General features: G+C 27.1%; 21 protein-coding genes. 4 read left to right on the forward strand and 17 right to left on the reverse strand.

All coding sequences use genetic code 11. The features are described from left to right. Positions 1-9 precede the first annotated feature (9 nt). The 7 genes from ACRYA_RS06535 to ACRYA_RS06565 form a co-directional block, all read right to left on the reverse strand. Positions 10-894: a hypothetical protein gene (locus ACRYA_RS06535; protein WP_105918153.1), complete on the reverse strand. Its 885-nt coding sequence runs from the start codon at positions 892-894 to the stop codon at positions 10-12. Further along, the gene (locus ACRYA_RS06540) at positions 891-7478 is read right to left on the reverse strand and encodes a two-partner secretion domain-containing protein (protein ID WP_121443290.1); all 6588 of its coding nucleotides are present in this window, start codon (positions 7476-7478) and stop codon (positions 891-893) included. The genes ACRYA_RS06535 and ACRYA_RS06540 overlap by 4 nt, the downstream gene beginning before the upstream one ends. An 11-nt stretch (positions 7479-7489) precedes the next feature. Beyond that, positions 7490-9121 (reverse strand): ShlB/FhaC/HecB family hemolysin secretion/activation protein, encoded by a 1632-nt coding sequence (locus ACRYA_RS06545; protein ID WP_105918172.1) that lies wholly within the window; start codon positions 9119-9121, stop codon positions 7490-7492. An 88-nt stretch (positions 9122-9209) separates the two neighbouring features. Then, the gene (locus tag ACRYA_RS06550) at positions 9210-10421 is read right to left on the reverse strand and encodes an ABC transporter permease (RefSeq protein WP_105918173.1); all 1212 of its coding nucleotides are present in this window, start codon (positions 10419-10421) and stop codon (positions 9210-9212) included. Further along, on the reverse strand, positions 10421-11125 hold the full coding sequence (locus ACRYA_RS06555; RefSeq protein ID WP_105918174.1) for an ABC transporter ATP-binding protein: 705 nt from the start codon (positions 11123-11125) through the stop codon (positions 10421-10423). Before ACRYA_RS06555 ends, ACRYA_RS06550 begins: the two co-directional genes overlap by 1 nt. Before the next feature lie 6 nt (positions 11126-11131). Then, on the reverse strand, positions 11132-12385 hold the full coding sequence (locus tag ACRYA_RS06560) for an efflux RND transporter periplasmic adaptor subunit (RefSeq protein WP_105918175.1): 1254 nt from the start codon (positions 12383-12385) through the stop codon (positions 11132-11134). Positions 12386-12398: 13 nt separating this feature from the next. Then, positions 12399-13631 carry a TolC family protein gene (locus ACRYA_RS06565; RefSeq protein WP_105918176.1) on the reverse strand — a complete coding sequence of 411 codons (1233 nt, stop codon included), beginning with the start codon at positions 13629-13631 and terminating at the stop codon, positions 12399-12401. A 147-nt stretch (positions 13632-13778) separates the two neighbouring features. On the opposite strand from ACRYA_RS06565, the gene exbB reads away from it, so the two are divergent. From exbB to ACRYA_RS06580, 3 genes are read left to right on the forward strand one after another with little or no spacing between them, the layout of a single operon-like run. Next, the gene (gene exbB / locus ACRYA_RS06570; protein WP_105918177.1) at positions 13779-14210 is read left to right on the forward strand and encodes a TonB-system energizer ExbB; all 432 of its coding nucleotides are present in this window, start codon (positions 13779-13781) and stop codon (positions 14208-14210) included. After that, positions 14191-14568, forward strand: a complete 378-nt coding sequence (gene exbD / locus ACRYA_RS06575; RefSeq protein ID WP_105918178.1) for a TonB system transport protein ExbD — start codon at positions 14191-14193, stop codon at positions 14566-14568. Before exbB ends, exbD begins: the two co-directional genes overlap by 20 nt. A 9-nt stretch (positions 14569-14577) precedes the next feature. Next, entirely contained in the window at positions 14578-15309 is a 732-nt protein-coding gene (locus ACRYA_RS06580) for an energy transducer TonB (protein ID WP_105918179.1), read from the forward strand. Here ACRYA_RS06580 and ACRYA_RS06585 read toward each other — a convergent pair. The 7 genes from ACRYA_RS06585 to panD all read right to left on the reverse strand — a co-directional run bounded on the left by ACRYA_RS06585 (position 15306) and on the right by panD (position 22313). Beyond that, positions 15306-17570 (reverse strand): diguanylate cyclase, encoded by a 2265-nt coding sequence (locus ACRYA_RS06585; RefSeq protein WP_133160993.1) that lies wholly within the window; start codon positions 17568-17570, stop codon positions 15306-15308. The two genes, ACRYA_RS06580 and ACRYA_RS06585, sit on opposite strands and share 4 nt — an antisense overlap. Before the next feature lie 36 nt (positions 17571-17606). Next, positions 17607-18371: a D-alanyl-D-alanine carboxypeptidase family protein gene (locus ACRYA_RS06590; RefSeq protein ID WP_121443291.1), complete on the reverse strand. Its 765-nt coding sequence runs from the start codon at positions 18369-18371 to the stop codon at positions 17607-17609. A 280-nt stretch (positions 18372-18651) separates the two neighbouring features. Continuing rightward, on the reverse strand, positions 18652-20280 hold the full coding sequence (gene groL / locus ACRYA_RS06595; protein WP_105918280.1) for a chaperonin GroEL: 1629 nt from the start codon (positions 20278-20280) through the stop codon (positions 18652-18654). A gap of 73 nt (positions 20281-20353) precedes the next feature. Then, positions 20354-20611 carry a co-chaperone GroES gene (gene groES, locus ACRYA_RS06600; RefSeq protein ID WP_105918281.1) on the reverse strand — a complete coding sequence of 86 codons (258 nt, stop codon included), beginning with the start codon at positions 20609-20611 and terminating at the stop codon, positions 20354-20356. Between the two features lie 123 nt (positions 20612-20734). After that, positions 20735-21607, reverse strand: coding sequence for a polyprenyl synthetase family protein (locus ACRYA_RS06605; RefSeq protein ID WP_105918282.1), 873 nt, complete (start codon positions 21605-21607; stop codon positions 20735-20737). Next, positions 21608-21937, reverse strand: a complete 330-nt coding sequence (locus ACRYA_RS06610) for a YbaB/EbfC family nucleoid-associated protein (protein WP_105918283.1) — start codon at positions 21935-21937, stop codon at positions 21608-21610. It abuts the gene before it with no gap. Further along, complete coding sequence (panD, locus tag ACRYA_RS06615; protein ID WP_105918284.1) at positions 21930-22313, reverse strand: aspartate 1-decarboxylase; 384 nt, start codon at positions 22311-22313, stop codon at positions 21930-21932. The genes ACRYA_RS06610 and panD overlap by 8 nt, the downstream gene beginning before the upstream one ends. 78 nt (positions 22314-22391) lie before the next feature. On the opposite strand from panD, the gene ACRYA_RS06620 reads away from it, so the two are divergent. Further along, positions 22392-22940 carry a peptidylprolyl isomerase gene (locus ACRYA_RS06620; RefSeq protein WP_105918285.1) on the forward strand — a complete coding sequence of 183 codons (549 nt, stop codon included), beginning with the start codon at positions 22392-22394 and terminating at the stop codon, positions 22938-22940. Between the two features lie 26 nt (positions 22941-22966). Here the strand turns inward: ACRYA_RS06620 and ACRYA_RS06625 are convergent, their stop codons facing one another. From ACRYA_RS06625 to ubiE, 3 genes are read right to left on the reverse strand one after another with little or no spacing between them, the layout of a single operon-like run. Beyond that, complete coding sequence (locus ACRYA_RS06625; protein ID WP_105918286.1) at positions 22967-23443, reverse strand: chemotaxis protein CheW; 477 nt, start codon at positions 23441-23443, stop codon at positions 22967-22969. Between the two features lie 41 nt (positions 23444-23484). Continuing rightward, on the reverse strand, positions 23485-24678 hold the full coding sequence (gene xseA, locus ACRYA_RS06630; protein WP_105918287.1) for an exodeoxyribonuclease VII large subunit: 1194 nt from the start codon (positions 24676-24678) through the stop codon (positions 23485-23487). Next, positions 24679-25389, reverse strand: a complete 711-nt coding sequence (gene ubiE, locus ACRYA_RS06635) for a bifunctional demethylmenaquinone methyltransferase/2-methoxy-6-polyprenyl-1,4-benzoquinol methylase UbiE (protein WP_105918288.1) — start codon at positions 25387-25389, stop codon at positions 24679-24681. Position 25390 lies beyond the last annotated feature (1 nt).

A 25390-nucleotide genomic window follows, 5' to 3' on the forward strand; every position in this document is an offset into this window, starting at 1 on the left:
TTTTTGATTTTATTTACATTCCCACTTTTTATTTTTACCAATTTCTCTATTACATTTTCTATTAATCTCTTTTCCTTCACATAGTATATTACCATTTGTATATTCACAATTAAATGTTAAATTTTTTGCTTTTGCTTCAGCTTCAATATCATATTTCTTATCATATAAAAGTTCATCTTTTTGCATTCGTTCTATATCAATATCATAAATCTCTAAGGAGTCAAGAATTTCTTTCATATCCATTTTAAACTGTTTTTCTATATCTAACAGTTTGTATTTTGCTAAACTTGGATTATCAGAACCATCAAATTTTGTACCATCAAATGTAAAATTCATACTTGCAGTAATATAAATATATTTCTTATTCCCTTGTTTATCATAATATGGACAACCTATATTATAATTTTTTCTACCTACCCCATCTGCAATATTATTAGATTTTACACTTTCCATACATTTTAATTTACCTACAAAATTTATGTATCTTTTTGAGTAATTTGCTCTCATTGTTAAATGATTTGACATCTCTCCATCATCTAAATATCTATTTGTAAAATCTTTATCAAAAGTTTTATTTTTATCTTTTTGTAAAAGAATCTTTAAATCTTTAACATCATTATATTTCTCTTCATCACCATCAATTATTCTAACAACAGATAAAGTAATATTTTCTTTCATCATATTTGGAATTGTTCTAAAAAGAAAAATAGTATAATCATTGAAGATTCTTTCTTTATAAGTTTCAAATGGTGTTTTAGGATATGAACTAGGAGCTAATATATATATATATGGAAAAGGTACTTTTGCATTTGGTTGTAAAAGTATAGTATCTGCTTTTCTTATACAACCTGTAAATAAAAAACTTATTAAAATTATCATTACTATATTTTTCATTTTTTGTACCCACACTTTACATTAGTTCCAAAATCTTGGCAAATATATGTGCTATGTGGAGAATCATTTGTAAATAATTTACCAGCATTTAATATATTTAATCTATCTAAAATATCTGCTTGTTGATTATTTACTTTATTTCCACCTAAAGCTTCTCCTACAAAATCTCCATTTTTTGTATAAGCACCTGAATATTCATATCCCATACTCTTTATTATTTTATCCATATCTTTTCCATTCATTGGTGAACCAAACGATACAAATGTTTTAGTAATATCTGTTCTGTTACTAATAGGTTTCAACCCTGTTGTTGTTTGTACATAAGCTACACCATTATACACTATTGCATTTGCTTGTGAGTGCATTGCAAAGTTACTTCCATCACTTCCTCTTGCTGTTGTTGTATCATACACAAACCCTCCAGTTTGCTTTGCTATTCCTGTTGTACCTATCCCACTTTTATCTACAAATGATTCAAATAAATCTCCTATAAATCCATACGATGGATTATAATTTACATTTAGCTCTAATTCTGACTTATTTTTTATATCTATTTGTCCAGTTTGTTGCAGTCCATTTTTTATAGCTTCTCCTACATTATTCATCATTCCATTTATTGAATTTTGATAAGTTGCTGTATCTTTTGTAACAGTAATTGGCTCTTTTGAAACATATAAATTTTGTCCACCAAAAAGTTTTTTATCTTCATCAGATAAAGATTTATAATAACTACTATCTTCAAATCTTATAAAATCTTCCTTACTTTGTTTATATTTATCTGATTGTTCATTTACTATTTGTAAAACTTTATGTTGTGAATCTTCTACTCCAGTTAATACTGGTATTTGAGCCAAAATACCACCATTATTTTCATTTGAAGAAATTATTCCTAGAGTTAGATATTTTGTTAAAGCATTCCAAACTTCACCAACTGTTGCTTCAATAGGATTATCACTATTTGCATCAGGTAGAGTTCCAGCAATAATATTCATATTTTTATTCATATCTTCATACTCTTTTTTAATCTGCTCTCTTCCCTCTTCAGTTAAAAGTCTTGTATCCAATGTTGCATCTACTTTTGTTCCAGTTTTGCTTGAATACAAATCTTTATTTATAGCATTTGTATCTCTATTTAATCTATCTAATTCATCTGAATTCTCTATATCTTTTACAGTTACATTTCCAGTTCCCAAAGTGGCTAGAGTTTTACTTGCATTTACTTCTAGTGAATTTGAAGCTTGGTATCCTACACTTGAAATTCCTTTTTGCACATCTTGGTTTTTATCATTCTTACTACCTAGGTTAAAGTTTGCATTTGCTCCTAATGATTTATTAGATGAGTAATTTGAGTTTGAAAGGTTTTCAAATGTCAATGTATTTGTAGTTAGGTTTAGGTTTTTATTATCTACGAAATTTCCATCTTCTGTGAAGTTTCCACTTGCTAGTAATGAACCTTTTAAATGAGTATTATTCCCTACATTTACATTTACTTTATCTCCTGTTATTGAGCTTAGGACTGTTTGTTTACTTTGACTTACTCCATTACTCATAGAGAAACCACCATTTACAGAACTTGAGCTTCCACCTACATTTACATTAAACCCTTTATGGCTTGAAGAATTCTCATCTCTTAAAGATTCTAATACTAGGTTATTACCTACATTTAGGTTTAATGTATCATTTGCTCTTAGATTTGCTCCTTGGAATATTGCATCATTTTTTACATTTAGATACATATTATTTGATTGCAGGTTTGAGTTATTATTTAAAAAGCTATCACTTGAAGAGTCACTTTTTCCAAATCCTAATCCAGCAGTTCCTCCACCTCCACCGTACATAGTATAAGATACACTTCCATTTAGGCTTTTACTATCATTTGAAGAGGTAATCATATCTTGACTTGCTTTTACATTTAGGTTATTTGTATTTACATACAGGTTTTCATCTGCTATTACATTTGAGCCAGTTACATTTACCTTTGTACTTAATTTCTCATCTGTATTTATGATAATATTTTTTGCTACTATATTTGAAGCATTTGAGCTTGTTGAGTTATTATTTGTATTTGATTTATTTCCATTTACATCTAAAGATATTCCAGCGCTAAATCCCCATGTTCCACTTGAAGCTGCGGCTGCTGCTGCTTGAGTTGCTATTGCTACTGTTTTACTAGCTAAATCTGCTGTTGCAGCTGCAACAGCTGCTACATAAAATCTCTCTTGGGATTTTAATTCATCTATAAACTCACTCAAATCCTCTACATCTTCATAGTCAATACCTACTTCTTTATTTTTATATCTTTGCTTTAAATCACTTAAGGTATTCTCTAGTTTTTTTACCTCTTTTTTATAGTTACTATAATCATCTTTTACTTGTTTTAATTGTTCTGCACTCTCTTTTGCACTTTTTACTGCACTTACTATCTCTACATACTCATTTTGAACTGTTCCACTTACACTTGCTTTAAAGCTCTTCTCTTTTATATCTTCATTATAAACATCTATTGAGTTTAAAATATTTATATCCCCTATTTGAGAGTTTAATACTAGATTATCTTTAGCTTCTAAATTACTCCCTACTACATTTATATCACTTAAACTATCAAGAACTAAATTCTCTCTTGCTTTTATGTTTGAAGAGTTATTTGTCACAGATTGAGTTGATTTATCAAATTCACTCATCTCTAATCTTCCTACTTCAAACTTAATCTTTGTTTCGCCACTAAACATATCTTTAAAGTTTTGAGTGATACCTTTTTCTGCACTTATCAATCCAATTCCTAATTTCTTATTTAAGTAATTTGAGTTTTCTACATCTTGACTTGAAAGTATATTTATCTCACCTGTATCTGCTTTTATTTCTATATTATTTGCTTCAAGATTTGAGCCTATTATAGTTGTGCTTCCACTATCTACTATAATATCTTTTTTTGCATTTAGGCTACTAGAAACACTAGAAGAGCTTAGTTTATCATTTTTTGTAAGTTCTTTTGAGTAGATATTTTCATCTGAACCTAAAAGCCCTGTTAAACCTTTTAGATTAAAGCTAGATTTTTCATGTACTTCTCTTGTTTTTAAGTATTCACTTTGAGAAGCTATTAATACATTTTCTAAAGCTTTTAGTTGAATATCTGCTCCACTATTTATCTCACTAGCAAGAATATTTATATCTTTTCCTGAAGTTATTACTACATTTGCTGCTTGTGTTTCAAGCAAAGCACTATTTAGTCTTAAAGCATCTATTGCTTTTATATCTACACTTTTTTTCAATCCACCAAAAGATGATTTACTTCTTTCGTGCAGTTCCCCTTCTCTATACTCCTTTGCTATTATATTTACATCACCATCTTTTGCATTTACGATAATATTATCTTGAGCTTTTAGCTTAGATGCCTCTAAATTTACATTATTAGAAGCATTTATTACTATATCATTTGCATTTAGTTCACTAGAGTTTACACTCTCTTTATAGACCATATCTCTTTGTGTTTTTTTACTCATAAACCCTTTTGTAGTTGTTTGTGTATCTCTATAATATTCACTATTTAAAGCTAGAATATTTACATCATTTTGGGCATTTAGATTTATTTGGTTATTTGCATTTAGTTTAGAGGCTTCTAGGTTTATATTATTACCACTTTGCATTAAAATATTATTTGCATTTATATCTGATGTTTGGTATTGCACATCTTTTGCTTTATCAAATCCACCTTTAAAGTAAACATTATATCCTTGCTCTAGTTTTATTGCATTTAGGTTTATATCTCCACTTTGAGTTTGAAGAAGCAGACTATCTTTTGCACTTAAGTTTGCTCCTATATTTGTTATATCATTCTTTGCTTGGATTACTAAGTTTCCATTTGTTGCTTCTATAGAGCTTGTTTTTCCTAGGTTTGTATATGTAAAATCATTTATTCCAAATTTTAGATTATTCGTATTTGAGTATGTTTCATTTATCACACTTCCATTTATTGAAGCTATTTGGACATCACTACCTTTTATACTTCCTCCATTTTTATTTACAAAGTCATCATTTGAGATTAAAGTTGCTTTTCCTTTTGAAAGTAATACTCCTGCATTATTTGTAATACTATTTGCACTTATATTCATATTTTCGTTTGTTTTTATAGTTCCACTATTATTTAGGCTATCTTTTACATCTAGGTCTATATTTTTTGCTACTATACTTGCACCTTTTAGATATTCATAATCTTTTGCCAAATACACAACTGGCACAAGTACAAGTTTCCCATCTACTATTTGCTCTTCCATCCATACTATATCTTCTGTAAGATTTGCTAATTGTTGTTGTGAAAGTGGTTTTCCTAGCTCTAAATCTAGTATTCCACTAAGATTTACTGCACTATCCATAAGTGCTACAAACTGCTCATTCTCATTTTGAAAGTCTGGATTTAAAGTTCTTTGTCCTTTTAATCTAAAGATTGCATCACTTACAAGTTTAGTTTCATATCCTGCATCTCCCAATCTTTTTGTCTTTCTATCCCCTTGGTAATTCATCTTCTCTAAAAAATAAGAACTTCCTATAAAGTTAGAATAATTTGTATATAGTGGATTTGACTCTACTAAATAATCTAAATTTTTGTTTGGATCTACACTTACAAACATTCCATATTTGTTTTTAGGAAGATTATAATTTTGATTATTTTTACTTTTTTCATTTATAGCTGTATTTATTAAATAGTTATTTGATGGATTATATGTAGATGTTTCTAATACTTTATTTTCAAGAAGCCCATTTTGTAATTTATTTACATTCCCATATATACTATTTCCTGCTTGGATTGTAGAGTTTATTTGGTCTATTATATTTACATCATAATATACTTGTGTTCCTATATACTGAGAAGAGTGTCTTGTTCCTCCACCTTTATACCATTTTTTCTTTTCTGTTTTATGTATATAAATATCTTTATATGTTGTAACTAGTTTTACTATATCAACAGAGTTATTTGATAACTTATCTATATTTAAAAACATATTGTTGTTTGCAAATATTAAAGAGTAGTTATTATTTACATTGTTTACATCTAAATTGATATTATTTCCAGATAAAACTTCTGCATATTCATACGGTTCATAACTCATAGTATCTGTATATATTTGATATGCATTGTAAGCATATCCAGCTTGATCTCTAGCAATTATTGTTGTATTAAGTCGTGTTCCATTTTGAATAGATTTTGAAGAACCATCTATAAATTTACCTTTTATATTTGGATTACTTGCTAAATTATCAAATCTTTTAGCATATATATTTATATCTTTATTTTGTGTTTTTATTATTGATTTATCATTTACTACATTTTGTGTTCTTTGTGTTTTATCTTTATCACCTTGAATATTTATACTATTTACTGCGAAAATTATAGCTTTTTCATTCCCTAAATCTACAATATCATTATTTGTAGTATTCAAAAGAGTATCTTCTACATATAAATTTACACTATCATTTGAATAAATAGTATTATAATTTGTAAGATTTTGAGCAGTTATATTTATATCTTTATTTAGTGTAGCTATAGCATTTTTATTTATAATATCTTTTGCTTTTAAATCAATATTTTCTTGTGCAACTATAATCTCTTCATTTGTTATACTATCTTTTGCTTCCATATTTACACTATTTCCATAAACAATATTTGTATTAATAGAGTCACTACTTGATTTTATATCTATATTTTTCTCAGCTATTACTTTATCTAAAACTATTTTTCCATCAGCACTTAATTTAAAATCATCTTGCGCAGTTATTTCAATAGGAAGATTTACCCCTACACCTTTTGAAGTTCCTATTAAATTTATCTTATTTGCATATATTCCACCCAAAGAGCTAGAGTCTAGTGCTAAAATTGGTTTTTCATCATTTATATTTTCAATATTTTTTATAGTTCCATCAGTTGATATACTATTTTTTCCTGTTACAATATCAAGATTTTGAGCATAAATCTTAGCATTTAATTTTAATGTTTGTGCATATAGTTCAGCTTTATTTACATTTGAACTATTTAATCCATCTCCATCTATATCAATATGCCCACCTTTTACATCAAAACCATTGAAAGAACCATTTTGAATATTTGGATTTCCTGTTGTGATAGTTGCTTTATATGTATTTATAAATCCTGCACCATTTATATAAATACCATTTGGATTTGCTACAACTACATTTGCTCTATCTCCTGCAACTTCTGTAAAACCTCTTAGATGTGTTTTATTTTTGCTTGTTACTTCATTTAAAATTGTTGTTGCTGTACCATTTCTTAAATTCTCATTTCCATAAATATAACCCGCAAGTTGAGTATTTGTTTGGCTTTTATTTGAGTTGTTTAGTATAAGTCCCTCTTTGTTTACATTATAATCACTAAACTTATTATGAGATAATCCAGTTTGATTTGGTGTTACTATATTTACAACAGGCACTCCATTTCTTGCAGTTTCTATGTTTGCTTGGTTTTGTTTTGGTGCATTATTATCAACAACTAAACCTCCTGCAATTAATGTTTGTTGCAACAATAAGAATATCACTACTTTTATTGCAACTATTTTTTTAAATTTCCTTTTCATTTTTATTTCCCCTAAAAATTATAAACTAAATTAAAACCAACAAAATCTGAACTCTTATCTTTAGTATCTTCCGTATCCTTTATCGGAGTATTATAAAGAAGTTCAAAATTTATCTTTTTCCAGTAAACTCTACTTCCAATAGCACCACCTGTTATCTCTCCTCCCATACTATATATATTTTTATCCACAAATCCATAATCAAATCCTATATAAGGCATAAATATAAATTCATTTAAATCATATCTTTGAGATAGTTCATTTCTTGCATAAAAGCCTTTATTTCCACTTAAACCTGTTTTATTAAATCCTCTTACACTATAAATTCCACCAACACTTATCTCCTCTGTTCCAAAAAGATTATTCTTTGAGTATTGTCCTCTTAAAAATAAAGAGTATTGCAGCCTATTTAATGTATCAAAATATTTATTGAAACCAAAATCTAAAGTGGCTTTCTCAAAATATTTTTCTTGATTTGCAAACTCCTCTTTTTTACCACCTATACCTTTGTGATATAAAAGTTTTGAATAAAAATCAAAACTATTTGATTTATAACTGTGCTTATATCCAAAACCAAATGGATTTGTTGTATAGCTTTGTAAATCTAATTTAACTTCATTTAAGTAATTTTTTGTAGTTCTATCTTCATAATTTATAATAAAACTAAAATTATTATTCAAGTTATGGAAAACCTTATAATCTAACTCTATTCCATAAGAATAATTGTCACCATTTGATTGGAAATCATTACCAAAATAATCACTATTTATCTGCTTATAATTTGAGTAACTATAAAAGAGGTTAAATAACAGTTTTTCAATAGGAAAAGAGTAGTTTATAGATGTTCCAAAAGTTTTATTATTTGTCTTTAAAGCATAATCAGTTGAATTTAGGTTTAGTGATAAAATATCACTAATTTCAAATAAGTTTTCATAGTTTAAATTACTATATATTTGATATTTCCCTGTATATTCTGTACCAAAATTATTTAAACCAATATTTCCATAATATGGATTTTGAGTACTTAGATTTTCTATATTTATTATTGAATAACCTATTTTTGAAGCTGGAAGTAATTGTAAATCTAGTTCTTGAGAATTTAATCTTTCACTTTGCATAATAGCTACTTCTAAATCTTTTATATTTAGAACTCTATCTTTATAGTTAATGTATAAATTTGAGCTATTTAATCCTTTTGTCTTAATTTCTTCAATTTTTCCCTCTAAAACATCAATTTCTAAGCCATTTTTACTTAAATCTTGTGCTTTTAAATATGCCTTGCTTGTAATAAAACCTCTATTTATATACCTATTTGTGATTTTATCTCGTAAATTTGATAAGTTTTTCATACCATTACATTTTTTTAGATATGGTTTTATAATATTTTCAAAATAATCATCTTCGAAAACTGTCACATCTTTAATAATTATTGTTTCAATATTAATACAATTTTCCTCTATTGTGTCATCATCTATTTTTATAATATTTTTTTCAAAACTTTTTTCATTTAATTGAGGTTGATTATCTTTTTGTTGTTCAAAAATTCGTTTTTGTTCAAAATCTTTTATTTGTTGATTTACAATATCTGTTGGTGTTTGTGCACATATAATATTTATAAATAGAATAAGTATTATTAAGTATTTCATATTTATTAAATCCCCTAAATTTAAAAATATTTATCAATAAGTAAAAAATGATATTACTCATTTATAATTAAAAATAACTTAAATTATTTTATTCATATCTTAAAGCATCTATTGGATTTAATCTTGCAGCTTTTCTTGCAGGAAAATATCCAAAAATTACACCTATTAATGTTGAGAAAATAAACGATATTAAGATAATTTGACTATTAATTATATATGGTAAATCAAAAATCCCAACTACCATATATCCAACTCCAAGCCCTAAAAATATTCCTATAATTCCGCCCAAAGTTGAAAGAACTATTGCTTCAATTAGAAATTGTAGTAGAACTTCACTTTGCATAGCACCAATAGCAAGTCGTATTCCAATCTCTCTAGTTCTTTCAGTTACAGAAACAAGCATAATATTCATAATCCCAATTCCACCAACAAGTAAAGAAATAGCAGCAATAGAACCTAATAAATATGTCAGCATTTTTGTTGTGCTTGTCATTGTATTTAAAATATCTTTCATATCACGAATATGAAAATTATCACTTTCACCTACTTTTACGGCTCTTCTATCTTGCATTAAAGATATTATTTGCTCTTTAGCATCTTCAATATATTTTTCTTCCATAACTGATACAATTATAGAAGATACATCTAAATTTCCTTGAATTTTTCTTTGATACATTTTAAGTGGAGTTATTACAACCTCATCTTGATCTCTTCCAAAACTACTAGCTCCTTTTGAAGCTAAAACCCCAATTACACTACAAGGAAAGTTTTTTAGTCTAATAGTTGCACCTATTGGATTTTCATCTCCAAAAAGATTTTTAACAACTGTTGTTCCCAAAATACAAACACTTTTTCCACTTGAAAGTTCACTTTCTTCAAAACTTCTTCCTTGTTCAACTTCCCAATCTTTTATAATAAAATAATCACTTGTAGTTCCAACAATCAAAGATGAATTACTTTTGTTTCCAAAAACAACATTTGCCATACCAGAGTTTTCAGCTGTAACTCCTTTTAGATTTGAAACTTCATTTTTTATAGCAGTTATATCTTCAATTTTAAAAGGTTTTGCACTATTATCATCTCTTGGAGCTCCTCTTTTTTCTTGACCAACTCGAACATTTAACATATTGCTTCCAAGTTTTTCTATATTTGCTGTCACATTTGCTGTTGTTCCATCTCCTATCATAACCATGGCAATTACAGATGCAACTCCAATAACAATTCCTAAAATTGTAAGAATAGACCTTAATATATTTCTTCTTATCTCTTTTATTGCTATTAATAAAGCATTTAACAACATTATTTAAATCCTTTTTTCAAAGACTCTTCTATATTTCCATCTCTAAAATATATAACTCTTGAAGCATAAGCAGCCATATCTTCTTCATGTGTTACCATAATAATAGTAATATTTAACTCTTCATTTAATTTTTTAAGTAACTCCATAACTTCAATACTTTTTATACTATCAAGATTTCCAGTAGGCTCATCTGCTAAAAGCAAAAGTGGTTTTGTAACAATAGCACGTGCAATTGCAACACGTTGTTGCTGTCCACCACTAAGCTCCGCTGGAGTATGTTTAATAACACTTTCAAGACCAACTTTTTTTAGAGCATCTTTTGCCATCTCATATCTTTTATCTTTTGCTATTTTTCTATAGACAAGCGGTAATTCAACATTTTCTAAAGCAGTTGTTCTTCCTAATAGATTAAAACCTTGAAAAACAAAACCTATATAATTTCTTCGTAAAATTGCCATTTGATTTAGATTTAAATTTTCAACATTCACTCCATCAAACAAATACTCTCCACTACTTGGCTTATCCAAACATCCAATAATATTCATAGAAGTAGATTTTCCACTTCCACTAGCACCCATAATAGCTACAAATTCACCTTTAAAAATCTTTAAATCAACCCCATTTAAAGCAAAAGTCTCATTTGAACCAGCTCCATAGCTCTTTTTTATATTTTTAAACTCTATTAAAACTTCACTATTTTTCATAAGTTTTTAATTTCCAGATTTTTGTGAAATAATTACTTCATCACCAATTTTTAAAGTTTCAGATAAGACAGATGACTGTTTTGAATCACTATCTATAACTTTAACTTTTAACTCTTTTGGTTTTCCAGATTCAAGAATATAAATAGTTGCCAAACCATCTTTTGCTTTATTATCTTTTGCAACACTTCCTTGAGCTCTAAAATTTGGTGGAGTTCCAAAACTAGCTGATTTTGTAGCTGTTTTTTCAAAACTTTTTTTTGGTATAAATCTTAATGCACTATTTGGGATTAAAACCTGCTCTTTTATATTTTTTGTAATAATCTTTGCGTTTGCTGTCATTCCTGGTTTTAAAAGAAGTTCACTATTATCAACACTTACAACGGTTTCATAAGTTACAACACCATTTGTAGTAATTGGATTTAACCTTACTTGTTTTATTTTCCCTTTGAACTCTTTATTTGGATATGCATCAACTGTAAAAGTTACATCTAAATTATCTTTAATATCAGCAACATCTGCTTCATCAATACTTACAACTAAATCCATATTTGTCAAATCTTTTGCAAGAGTAAAAAGTTTTGGAGCTTGCATAGTAGCTGCTAATGTCTGCCCTATTTCTACTTCTCTATTTAAAACTATTCCATCAATAGAAGATTTCACAGAAGCTTTTTCTAAATTTTGTAAATCATTTTTTAAGTTTGATAAAGCTTGAGCTACTTTTGATTTTGACGCTTCTAAACTTGCAATTGCTGATTCATAAGCAAATTTTGTGTCATCAAATTCATTTTGTGATGGATATTTTCCACCTGAGTTATCAAACATTTTTTTTGTTCTATCATATAGTAATTTTTTATTTTTAAGAGCTACTTCACTCTCTTTTTGATTTGCTTTTGAAATAGCTAAAGCTGCTTTTGAACTTTCAACTTGTGCATCTAGTTTTACTGTATCAATTTTTGCTAAAACTTGACCAACCTTAACTTCATCATTAAAATCTACAAAAATCTCTTTTATAGTTCCAGATACTTCAATTCCAATTTCAACACTATTTGTCGGTTTTATATTTCCACTAGCACTAACAACAACCATCAAATCACCTATTTTTACTTTAGAAGTTACATATTCTATTTTTTGGTTATCATTTTTTGGAAAAAACATATAAATTAAAATAGCAATAACAAAAACAACAATTCCCAAAATTATATATTTGTAAGAACTTTTCTTATCTTTGTAATTATTTAGCTCATCTTTTAAGTTACTCATAATCTTTTAACCTTTAATTTTTTATCTTAAAATATAGTTTTGCATATTGTTGCAAAATATTTATATTGTTTATCAAAATATCAAACTCATTGATAGTTTTTGTATTTTCTAAAATCTCTAAATCATACTTTGATGTCATTCCAGCTTCACTTGAAATTTGGTTTGCACCTATTAACTCTTCATAAAGTTTTATATTTTTATTTATTGTCTCATTTTGTTTTAAATATGTATCAATTTTTGTGAAAATCTGTTCATACTCAAATGCTGTTTCATTTTTCAAATCATTTACCAAAGATTTTTGTTTTAAAACTTCTATTTTTGATTCTTGAACTTTTGAAGATTTTGTATAATCATATAAAGGCATAGACAAAATCAAACTTCCACTAGAGCTTGCATCATCTTTATTTGTATCATTAATCATACTATTAAACTTCTCATCTTGAGTTGAATAACTAGCTTTTGCACTTAAACTTAGTTTTGGAAGATATTGACTTTTTTTTATTTTATATTCACTATTTAACATCTCAACTTTCGCATCTGCTTCCAAAATTGAGTAATTTTTATCTAAAAATATATCTTTTTGAGCTCTTTTAAAGTCTAAAACTTCTATATCTTCATACTTCAAATCTGTATATTTTGCTAATTCTTGCTCTTTCTCTTTTAAACTATTTTTTAAAACTATCTCCTCTTTTTGGATTAAATTTTTACTCATAATTGCATTATTTAACTCTATAACATCAGCTCTTCCAGCATCGTATTGAATTTTTTTGATTATTAATTCAATATCTTTATTTACAATCCTATACTCATTTTGCTTTATCTCTAGATTCAATTTTTTAATATCTAATAAAGTGTTATAAATTGTATAAACTAATTGTGAATTTTGATTCTCCCATGACAACATTTCATATTTAAATCTATTATCAGCATAATCTATTTTAAAACCTATTCCACCTGATTCATAAATAGATTGAGTAAATCCAATAGATGCACTTTTTGTATTTTTATTATTTATATTACGGCTATTTTCATCAGAAAATGAGTGATTTCTTCCAATATTTCCACTTAAATCAATAGGGCTTATCCAATCATATTTTTGACTTTGTTGTCTTGTTTGTATAGATTCTTTTTCCAAAAGTCTATACTCTTTTTTATCTTTTTGAATAATTTGTAAATCTTTCTCATTTGCATTTAGATGACTTATAAATATATTCAAAAGAAATAAAAATAATAGTAGTTTTTTCAATTCTCTTTCCTTTAAAGTTTATACGAAATTATATATAATATATTTTAATACTATTTTAACAAAAAATTAATTTTATTGCAAAAATTAAGATAATTATTATCAATATTGTAATAAAATTCTAAAAATTTAAGAAAAAGGTTCTATTTTATGCATGATATTGAGACATTAAAACATTTAGTTGATTATGGAGTAATAGCTTTGTTAGTAATTATGAGCTTTATTGCTGTATTTTTCTTTATTGAAAGAGTTCTGTTTTACAAAAAAATTGATGTAAAAAGCTATAAAACAAAAAAAGCTTTAGATATTGCCCTTACAAAACATCTTACAATAATTGGTACTATTGCTTCAAACTCTCCATATATTGGACTTTTAGGAACAGTTTTAGCGATTATGCTTACATTTATGACAATGGGAAATGCAGGAGATATAGATGCTTCAAAAATTATGGAGAGTTTAGCACTTGCACTTAAAGCAACTGCTGCTGGTTTGGTTGTTGCAATTATTTCAATGGTTTTTTACAATATCTTAAGTAGATTTGCAGAAGTTTTGGAAAGTGATTATGAAGCTACAGAAATATGATTCTATAAATGTAATTCCATTTATAGATGTTTTATTAGTGCTTCTAGCAATAGTTTTATTAACTTCTACATTTATAACAAAAGGAATAATTCCAGTAAATTTGCCAGATTCTAAAAATGCTAGCAACTTAAAAAGTGACAAAGAGATAATAATAGTTATAAATAACAAAGGTGAATTATTTTTAGAAGATATAAACATATCTTTAGAAAATATTGAGTTTGAACTTTTAGAAAAATCTAAAGATACACCAATTCATTTAAATACTGATAAAAGTACACAATTTGAACATTTTGTAAATGTTTTAGATATGTTGAAGAAAAATGAATTCTCAAATGTATCAATAGTAACAAAGAAGTAAAGGCTTAAAATGAAACGATATTTAAACTCTTTTTTTATAACTAGCATTTTATATTTGACTATTGCTTTAGTTTTTATTAATGTCATAAGTGATGTAAATCTTGAAACAAAGAAAAAAGAAGAGAGTATTACAAAAATATCTTTAAATAGTGTTGCCGTTAAAAAAGTAGAAGAAGTTACAAAAGAGCTAGAAAAAGAGATTGTTCCTGAACCAATTATTGAAAAAATTGTTGAAAAACCTGCTCAAAAAGTTATTGAAAAACCAAAAAAAGTTGAAAAAAAGATTGTAAAACAAGAGAAGAAAATTGAAGAAGTTGTTCAAAAAACTCCTGAAAAGCTCCTCGAAAAACCAACTGAGAATATTGAAAAAGTAGATAAACTTGTACAAAATGAAAATCAATCTAATCAGGAATCTTCTATTCAAGAAAAATCAAATCAACAAAAAAATCAAAATTTAGAAAACGAATATTTAGCAAAAGTAAAAGAGAAAATAGAGAAAAATAAAGTCTATCCCAAAGTTTCAAAAAGATTAAATCAAACTGGAAAAGTGTTAATATCTTTTGATATATTAAAAGATGGAAAAGTTATAAATGTAAAAATTATTAACAAATCAAAATTCGAAAAGCTAGATGAAGCAAGCATTGAACTTATTACAAATATAGGATTTTTTGAAGCTATTCCAAATGAATTAAATAAAACTGTTTGGAATATTCAAATTCCTATAAACTATCAAATAAATTAAGACACCTCAACTCTATTTCTTCCATTTTCTTTAGCTTTATAAAGTAGATTATCTACAAGTAAAAGAGTATCTTCTACACTTTTAATCTTTGAAAACTCTGTTACTCCTACACTAATGGTTATTTTTCTATCCATCTTATAAGTAAAATTATTTTCTTCAATAAGAACTCTTAAATTTTCAGCAACTTTTTTTGAAATCTCTTTTGAAGTAAATGGAAGAATAATCAAAAACTCTTCTCCTCCCCATCTTCCAACAATATCTATTTTTCTAAAATTATTTTTTAATAAATTAGAAATCTCTTTTAAAATATGATCTCCTACTAAATGTCCTAAAGTATCGTTTATGCTTTTAAAATAATCAATATCAACAAGCATTAAACCGCAAGAGTAGTTACTATTCCTATCTATCTTCTCTTTTTGTAAATAAAGCTCTTTATCAATTTTAAATCTATTATAAAGTCCTGTTAATTTATCTGTCAAATATAGTTTTTTAAGCTTTTTATTTAGTACTTTTAATCTTCTTTGATAAAATACTAATCCACCAAAAATAGTAGTTGTAAATATTACTAAAAATATCATCTCTTTTAAACTAAACCAACCAACTTGTTCAGTAATAATAGTCCAATTATTTAAAAACTCTTGTTTTTTTACTTCATCTAAATCATCGACTAGCCTTGAAAATATATCATTTAAAATAGGTTCATCATTTCTTGTTCCTATTGAGAGTTCATCTAAAATATCAAATCTAAAACTAATTTTTAAACTATTTGAAAACTCTTTTTGTATTGTTGAAGATAGAACTAGTGAATTATCAACATATCCGTAAACATCTCCTTGTTCTACTAGATCAAGCCCTTCATTCATAGATGAAACTTCAACTATTTTTATATATGGAAAATAATCTTTGATATGTTCAGCAATAAAATGTCCTTTTAAAATAGCTATTTTTTCATTTCTAAGAAGAGAAATGTCTCTTAAAAAAGGTTTATCTTTTTGTGTTGTAACTACAATAGGAAAAGTTAATATTGGTTTTGTAAAATTTAAATAGCTCATTCTATCATAGCTAGGAGAAATAGAAGAGATAATATCACACTTCTTGTTTTTTATAAAATCAAGAGACTCATTCCAGTTATTTGTGGGAACTAACTCTATATTTGTTGCAATTTTTTCTTCAAAATATCTCTTTAAATCAGATGTTATTCCAGATATTTCTCCATCTTTTATAAACTCTATTGGATACCAATAAGGGTCAATACACATCTTTAAACTATGTTTACTATTTAAATAATCTTTTCCATTTTTCGTTAAAGAAAAATCAATAGGAATTTTATCTACTATATCTTCAAAAAATATATTATTTACTTTTTGATTTGGTTCTATTATGCCAGAATAACTTAGCTGTTTTACTAATCTTTGTGTTAATTCAGGACTTACTTTTCCAATAGGATAAAAATCTCTCATCATAACTTGACTTACAACATCTGTTTCATAAAAAAGTGCTTCTTTAGACTTATCAACTCCATATTTATTTATTAAAATATCTATAATCTCTTCTTTATTATTTAAAGCATAATCCCAACCACGATTTGTTGCTTCTATAAATTTTTGTGTTCTAGCTTTATGATTCAAAGCTTCATCTTTTGAAGTATATAAATTTACAGCACTCATAACAAACCCATAATCAGCTGGATCTATTATGTTGTAATCTATATTTCTTTTATCTAATTCATATAGTTGATTTGATCTAAAAGCACTCATTATTTCAACTTTATCACTAATAAAATCATCTATTTTAAAATTATGTGGTATAAATTTTGTGTTTGAAAAATTTATATTAAAATGCGATAAAAGAAGTGCTAAAGAACTATTTTTCAACTCATCCTTATTTCCCATAATAGTTTTTCCCAAAAACTGTGAAGGAGTTTTTATATCTGGTTTTGTTACAAAAATTAAAGGTGATTTTTGTAAATAAGTTGCCAAAAGAACTATTGAAGCTAACTTTTTATTTTCTAAAACAATATTTGAACTTGATATTCCATATGTAACTTTTTGATTTAAAACATCGAAAAGTATATCTATATCTGGATTGTACTCTTTAAGCTCAACATCCAAACCAGCATTTTCATAAAATCCTTTCTCTTTTGCAGCTATAAATCCAGCAACTTCAAACTGATATTTCCAATTGAACTGAATAGATACTTTTTCTAAACTTGATGAATGTAAAAAGGTGCTAAATAAAAACAATAATAAAAATAATTTCACAAACACCCCATAAGTTATATATATTTTAAACTAGTTTTATTTCATAAAAACTTTTTGAGCCAAAGATTTATGAACTTTCCAATCATCTTTTTCATTTAAAGTAACTACAATAAAAGATTTAGAACTTTTTTCATCATAAAAAGCCGTAGCTAAAGTTCTTCCACTTTGTTTTGTATATCCCGTTTTCCCTGAAAAAGCCTTACTATCATCTACAACTAGTTTATGTTTATTTTTCCAAACTTGACCATCTAAACTATTTTTATATGATGTTTGGCTTGATATATCTTTAAATTTGCTATTTTTTAAAGCTAATTCAAACATAATTGCTACATCTTTTGCTGTTGATATATTGTTTCCAAGTCCTGTAACATCTACAAATTTTGTATTTTTTATACCAAATTCTTTTGCTCTTTTATTCATAAGAGTTACAAACTCTTTTTCACTTCCAGCAATATGTTCTGCTAAAGCAACGGAAGCATCATTTCCAGAGCGAAGCAACATTCCATAAACCAAATCTTTTATAGTACAAATTTGGTTCTCTTTTAAATAAACAGATGAACCTTCTTGTAGAGATGCTTTTTTTGAAATTACCACTTTATCATCTAAATTAATATTTTCCAAAACAATTAAAGCAGTCCAAATTTTTGTTAGACTTGCTATTTTATATTTTTTATTTGATTTTTCTTCTATTAAAACTTTATTTGTATCAGCATCTATTACTATAAATGACTTATCACTTTGTGCAAACAAAGAAATATTAAAAATAAAAAATAATACTATTAAATAGTAAAATCTTCTCATTTAAGACCTTTTTTATTATAAAATATTGATTCTAATTTAATATATAAAATCATTTTTTTTATTATATCAAAATTATATAAATTTTATATTTCCGAAAAAAATAATTTTATATAAATCAAAAAATAAATATTATATACTTATAAAGCATTTGATAAAGCAGTTTTTGAAAGTAAATTTGTGATTTATTTTATTTTTAATAATAAAAAAGGAGAGTAAAAATAACTCTCCTTTTAAAGTAGTTTTAACTTTCTAATTTATAAAAATTAAAAAATTCTCCTTTCTACATCATTCCTGGCATTCCACCCATTCCGCTCATATCAGGCATACTAGGTTTATCTTCTTTAATATCTGTAACCGTTGCTTCTGTTGTAAGAAGTAGTGAAGCTACTGAAACTGCATTTTGCATAGCAACTCTTTCAACTTTTGCAGGATCTACAATTCCAGCTTCAAACATATCTACATACTCACCAGTTGCTGCATTAAATCCTAAGTTTTCATTTGAAGATTTTTCAACTTCATTTGCAACAACACCAGCATCATATCCAGCATTTAAAGCAATTTGTTTTAAAGGTGCTTTAATAGCTCTTAAAACAATAGCAGCTCCAATTTGCTCATCACCACAAAGGTCTAATTTAACTTTAGCAGCAGCTCTAATTAGTGCAGCTCCTCCACCAATTACAATTCCCTCTTCAACAGCAGCTCTTGTTGCACTTAAAGCATCATCAACTCTATCTTTTTTCTCTTTCATTTCAGTTTCAGTTGCAGCTCCAACTTTAATAACAGCAACTCCACCACTTAATTTTGCAAGTCTTTCTTGAAGTTTTTCTCTATCATAATCACTTGTTGTATTTGAAATTTCTGCTTTAATTTGATTAACTCTTCCTATAACTGCATCTTTACTTCCACTTCCATCTACAATAGTTGTGTTATCTTTATCAATTACAATTTTAGAAGCAGTTCCAAGCGCACTTAAATCTGTAGTTTCAAGTTTCATTCCCATCTCTTCAGATACAACCATTGCACCTGTTAGAACAGCAATATCTTCAAGCATAGCTTTTCTTCTATCTCCAAATCCTGGAGCTTTTACAGCTGCAATTTGTAATGCGCCTCTTAATCTATTTACAACAAGTGTTGCTAGTGCTTCACCATCAACATCTTCAGCAATGATTAAAAGAGGTCTTCCAGATTTATTAACACCTTCTAAAATTGGTAACATCTCTTTTAATGAAGAGATTTTTTTATCATAAAGTAAAATAAATGGATTATTAAACTCTGTTGTCATTTTTTCAGGATTTGTTACAAAATATGGACTTAAATATCCTCTATCAAACTGCATTCCCTCTACAACATCAAGTTCATCTGAAATACCTTTTGCCTCTTCAACAGTTATAACTCCATCTTTTCCAACTTTTTCCATAGCTTCAGCAATCATTTTTCCAATTGCACTATCAGAGTTTGCAGAAATTGTAGCAACTTGCTCAATTTCAGTTTTATTTGCAACAACTTTTGAAGCTTTTTTAAGTTCAGCTAAAATAGCTTCACAAGCTTTATCCATACCTCTTTTTAAAGATATTGGATTTGCTCCTGCTGTTACGTTTCTAAGACCTTCTTTGAAAATTGAGTGAGCTAAAATAGTTGCTGTTGTTGTTCCATCTCCAGCTTCATCAGCAGTTTTGCTAGCAACTTCTTTTACAAGTTGTGCTCCCATATTTTCTATTGTATCAGCAAGTTCTATCTCTCTTGCAACACTTACACCATCTTTTGTAATTGTTGGTGCTCCAAAAGATTTTTGAAGTAAAACATTTCTTCCTCGTGGACCCATTGTAACTTTAACTGCATCGCAAAGTTTTTCAACTCCAGCAAATAGTCTATTTCTTGCATTATCACTAAATATAATCTCTTTTGCCATAATATTTTCCTTTTTATTTTATATAAATTTTAATTTATTAAATTTGTAAAACTCAAGTTACGTAAATTTATAATTACATAACACCAATTATATTTTCAATATTTAAAACTAGATAATCTTTTCCATCTAGTTTTATTTCAGTTCCTCTGTATTGCTCAAACACAATCGTATCTCCAACTTTAATATCTTCAACTTTGTTTCCAACAGCAACAACTTTAGCAGTTTGAGGTTTTTCTTTAGCATTATCTGGAATTATAATTCCACTTGCAGTCTTATTCTCAACTTCTGTTCTTTCAACAAGAACTCTCTCACCTAGTGGTTTAAAATTCATTTTCTTTCCTTTGTTTTTATAATTAATTTTCTTTTGTAGCTTAGAATTTAGCACTTGTAAATTCCAAGTGCCAAATTTTATACAATTTTTTCTTTTTTGTCAATAAACCTTTAGTCAAATATACTAAGAGTTGTATTTTTTATGTCTGTTTATATAGTTTATTAGAAGTTCTAAAAGTGAATCTTTTAAATTTTTATCAAAACTATTCATAGTTTCTAAACACTTTGTAGCTAAATTATCAGCACTTTTTAAAGCATCTTCAAGCCCTAATAAATTTACGAAAGAGTTTTTCAAACTATCATTTTTTGTAGTTTTTCCAGCAATTTCACTACTTTCAAGTTCATCTATAATATCATCTTGGATTTGGAAAAGAAGACCTATATCCAAGCCAAAATTATATAACTCTTCTTGTATCTTTTCATCATAATTTGAAATAATAGCACCCATTTTTAAACTTGCTGCTATTAACTTTGCTGTTTTATGAGTATGTAAAAACTCTAACTTTTCAAGTTCCAATATTTGCTTTTCAAAGTAGCAATCTATTGCTTGACCAATAATCATACCATTTAATCCACCATTTTCACCCAAAAGTTTAATTAGTTCTATTTTTACATCATTATGAAGTGATGAATTTGCTATTAGATTAAAACTCTCACTATTTAGAGCATCTCCAACTAAAATAGCTGTTACTTCATCATATTTTTTGTGTATTGTAGTAAAACCTCTTCTTAAATCAGAATTATCCATAGATGGTAAATCATCGTGAATTAAAGAATATGTATGCAAAAATTCGACAGCAAGTGCCACTTTTAAGCTATTTTCAACTAAAAGTGGCTTATTTGATTGTACAACACTTAAAAGTAACATTGGTCGAAATCTTTTTCCACCAGCTATTAACATATCTTGCATAGCATTTTCGAAATATGGGTGAAAAGTATCTATTTTTGGAAGATTATTAAGTAAATAATTCTCAAATTTTTCTAAAAGTTCTTTCATCTATTTTTGACCTAAATTTCCTAATCCACCTAAATTTCCCATCAAACTCATAGCCATTCTTTTTTTATTTTCTTCACTTTGTTTTATAATATCATTCATACAAGATATCAATAAAATTTGTAATGAATCTTTATCTTCAAGAAGTGAATCATCAATTTTCAAATCAACAACTTCAGAGTTTCCATTTATTGAAATCTCGACCATTCCTCCACCAGCTTTTGCTGTAAATAAATTTGAAGCACTGTTTTTTTCTTGCTCTTTTGCCATATCTTGAAATTTATTTATCATATCTCCAAGATTTAAATTTTTTAAATCAATTCCATCAAACATAATCACTTCCTACTAGCTCATTTGTAATAAGCTCTATATTATTTTTATCATCAACTAATACAACAGTTGGCTTATAATTTTTCAACTCTTCTTCACTATATGTTGCATAAGCTATTACAATTATTTTATCACCAATAGCTACTTTTCTTGCAGCTGCACCATTTAGACACATATCTTTTTTGCCAAACTCACCTTTTATTACATAAGTTTGAAATCTCTCACCATTATTAATATTTACAATATCAACTTTTTGCCCAACTCTAAGATTACTAGCTCTCATCAACTCTTCATCAATAGTAATTGAACCAACATAGTTTAAATTTGCATCGCTAACAGTCGCTCTATGAATTTTGCTGTATAACATTTCAAAAGTCATTTAGAAAATCCTTTATTATTTTTTCAAAGCTATTATACTATACTAATTTATTATAAAACTAAATTAAAGGAAAGAACTATGAAAAAGATTATATTTGCGTTTTTATCTTTTGCACTTTTTTTATTTGCAAATGAAGATACAAAAAAAGATCCTATTGCTATTTTTGATACATCAAAAGGTATTGTAAAAGTAGAATTAAAACCTAAACTAGCTCCAAAGGCTGTTGAAAATTTCATTGGTTTAGCAAAAAAAGGCTACTATGATGGGCAAATTTTTCACAGAGTTATAAAAGGATTTATGATTCAAGGTGGTGATCCTACTGGAACAGGAGCTGGAGGAGAATCTATTTGGAATAAAACTTTTGAAGATGAGTTTGCACCAAATGCAGTTTTTGATAAACCATTTATTTTAGCTATGGCAAACAGAGGTAAAAATACAAATGGAAGTCAATTTTTTATAACAACAGCTCCAACATACTGGTTAAATGGGATGCACACAATTTTTGGATATGTAATTAGTGGAAAAGATGTTGTAAAAGATATTGAAAATGTAAAAACAAATGGAAGAAGTGCTGGTGATAAACCTTTGGAAGATGTTAAAATAAACAAAATTACAATAGAAGATTAGAAAATTAAAAGAGGAGGATTATAAAATTAATCCTCTAACTCTTCTTTACAAACAACCTTTTCAATATCCATAATAACTAGCATTTTATTATCTTCTACTCTTACATAACCTTTTAGGTATCTAGCAGGAATTCCAGAACCCATTTCAGAAACTGAAGCTAGCATAGAAGTATCTATTTTTTGTGTATCATCAACTAAATCAACTACAATTCCAACCATTCTTTTATCTTCAGTAATTACTATAATAATAGAAGTATTTACATCGTAAACAGCTGGACCTGTGTTAAACTTAACTCTAATATCCAAAATAGGAACAACTTCTCCTCTTGAATTAATCAAACCTTTTACCCAATCAGAAGTATTTGGTAAAATAGTAATATTATCTGGATAAGTCAATATCTCTTTTATTTTTGGTAACTCAATAGCATATTTCATTTTTCCTAATTCAAATGTCATAAACTCAGTTATATTTGGAGTAACACTTTTTTCATGATTATGTTCCATTTTAATCCCCTTATTTCAATATTTTAGCAAGCAAATTGCCGTTATTTTACCTTTTGTTTACTTAAACTAATTATTTTACACTCTGCAATTATATCAATAGATTGTAACTCTACAATATCATCTACTTTTACTAAATCCAAATTTATAAGCTTTTTATTTTTACTCAACTCAACTAAACCATTTTTTTGTCTATTTACTGGATTATTTAAAAAATAATTTGATTTTAAATTATCCAAAATATTAGAAGCAATTTGTAGTTTTTGATTTAAACTTTGAAAAAACTGCTCTTTTAAAAGTTTTATTTGTGACTCTACAAAAAATAATTTAGAGTTTATTGAATTTTGTTCAAAACTTAATTTTAAATTCTTAAGTTCTTGCTCTTTTTTCTCAAAAGTTGTCTTTAATACCTTTTGAAAATTTTCAATTAAACTATCTATATATAAAAGATGTTCATTTTGGCTAGGAAGTGCAATCTCAATAGCATTTGATGGAGTTGCAGCTCTTATATCTGCTACAAAATCACTTATTAAATAATCTATTTCGTGTCCAACTGCAGAAATTATTGGCGTAATTGAGCTAAAAATTGCATCTGCCACAAGTTCACTGTTAAAAGACCATAAATCTTCAATACTTCCCCCTCCTCGTCCTACAATTATAATATCACAGTTTAAACTATCTGCGATTTTTATATTTTTTGCAATATCTTCAATACTTCCAGCTCCTTGAACAAGAGTTGGAATAAGTATTAACTCAACTAAATTCCATCTGGCACTTGCAACTTTTTTCATATCTTCAATAGCAGCTCCTGTTGGACTTGTTACAATCGCAATCTTTCTTGGATATTTTGGAAGAGTTTTTTTTATACTTTGTTCAAAATAACCTTTTGCTTGAAGTTTTACTTTAAGTTGCTCATACGCCAAAGCCAAACTTCCTATTCCATCTGGCTCAATTTTAGTGCAAAGAAGTTGATAATTTCCTCTTGGAACAAAAACAGTAATATTTGCAGTTATTTGTACTTTTTGTCCATTTTCTAACTCAAATTTTAAGTATTTTGTATTACCTTTAAACATCACACAAGAGATTGTTGAACTCTCATCTTTGATTGAAAAATATATATGCCCAGAGCTGTGAATAACTAGATTTGAAATCTCTCCAGAAACAAAAACTTGCATAAAAGTTGTCTCTAAAAGAGATTTTATTTGTGTATTTAAAGTAGTTACACTAATTGGATTCATTTAGATTTTTTTTGCAATTATTAGTGTAGAAATTTTCATAGAAAATGCTTTTGTGTATATTGGTTCTAATCCAGCATTTCTTAGCTCTTTTTGTAAATTTGATGTTGTTAAAAACTCATCAATAGAGTCTGGTAAATATCTATAAGCCTCTTTGTTTTTTGATATTATTCCACCAACAACTGGTAAAATTTTATCCATATAAAAAGCTGTTAAATAATCAATAGGTGTCTCTTTTTGATTCTTTGTAAATTCACTAATCACAACTAAACCACCTTTTTTAAGAACTCTTGCAAACTCTACAAAAGCCTCTTGTCTTTGTACTACATTTCTAATTCCATAAGAGATTGATACTATATCAGCACTTTCATTTTCAAGTGGCATAGATGTTGCAAAAGCTTCTATAAATTCAACTTCTGGAAGTTTTTTCTTTCCAACTTCCATCATTCCAACACTTGGGTCTATTCCTACAATATTTTTTAAAGTAATATTTTTTTTACCTGCATTTTGCTTCCAAAAAATTATCATATCACCTGTTCCACAAGCAACATCAACTATTTTTTCTATCTCTTTTTGACCATATAATTCAAATGTCTTATTACAAGCTTTATCTCTCCAACTTTTATCTATTCCCATTGATAAAACTCTATTTGCTTTATCATAAGTTGGGGCTATATTATTAAACATTGATACTATTTTTTCTTGTTTTTCCATC

Source organism: Aliarcobacter cryaerophilus ATCC 43158 (assembly GCF_003660105.1).
Lineage (GTDB): Bacteria > Campylobacterota > Campylobacteria > Campylobacterales > Arcobacteraceae > Aliarcobacter > Aliarcobacter cryaerophilus.